The organism is Micromonospora solifontis (genome assembly GCF_003725545.1).
In the GTDB taxonomy this organism is placed as follows: domain Bacteria; phylum Actinomycetota; class Actinomycetes; order Mycobacteriales; family Micromonosporaceae; genus Micromonospora; species Micromonospora solifontis.
This window is the reverse complement of sequence record NZ_RJLN01000205.1, coordinates 1-693: the sequence shown is the minus strand read 5'-3', so window position 1 is coordinate 693 and position 693 is coordinate 1. Positions and strand designations below refer to the sequence as shown.

Genomic DNA, 693 nt, shown 5'->3' with positions numbered 1-693 from the left:
GGCCGGGACGAGGCCGGCACGGTGGAGATCGTCAAGAGCGCCATCGTCGACAACCGGGCCGGTGAGAACGGCGGCGGTGTGTTCAGCTCCGGCGGCTTCGTCAAGATCGCCCTGTCGGTCGTCAAGGGCAACACCGCCTGCGACAGCGGCGGCGGCATCTACGCCCGCAACACCGACCTCGACCTGAAGAAGGTCGCCGTGGTCAAGAACCACGCCGACAAGGACGGCGGCGGCATCGTCAACACCGGCGGGCACAAGAAGGTGGACCTCGTGCCCCAGGACGGCCGCGAGCAGGAAGCGACCGCCACCATCGCCGACAGCACCATCGCCGAGAACACCGCCGGACACTTCGGCGGCGGCATCTTCAACGGCGAAGAAGGCCTCTACAAGGTCGAAGAGGGCTACCAGGAGTGGATCGAGGGCGACGGCGACAACGCCCGACTCACCCTGCGCGACACCGAGATCAAGGCCAACACCGCCGAGAACGGCGGCGGCATCTTCAACAACGAGGGCACCGTCACCCTGACCAAGACCCGCGTCACGAAGAACACCGCCACCGACAGCTCCAAGGGCCACCGCGTCGCCGGCGGCATCCTCAACCACAAGGGCAAGGTCCGCCTCGACGACGAGTCGACCGTGACCAACAACGACCCGACCAACTGCGCCGGCACCGTCAAGGACTGCTTCAACTGA

At 66.7% G+C, this 693-nt stretch carries 1 pseudogene; it reads left to right on the top strand.

The features are described from left to right. Window positions 1-693: pseudogene (locus tag EFE23_RS27875) on the top strand (hypothetical protein); the annotation flags it as partial.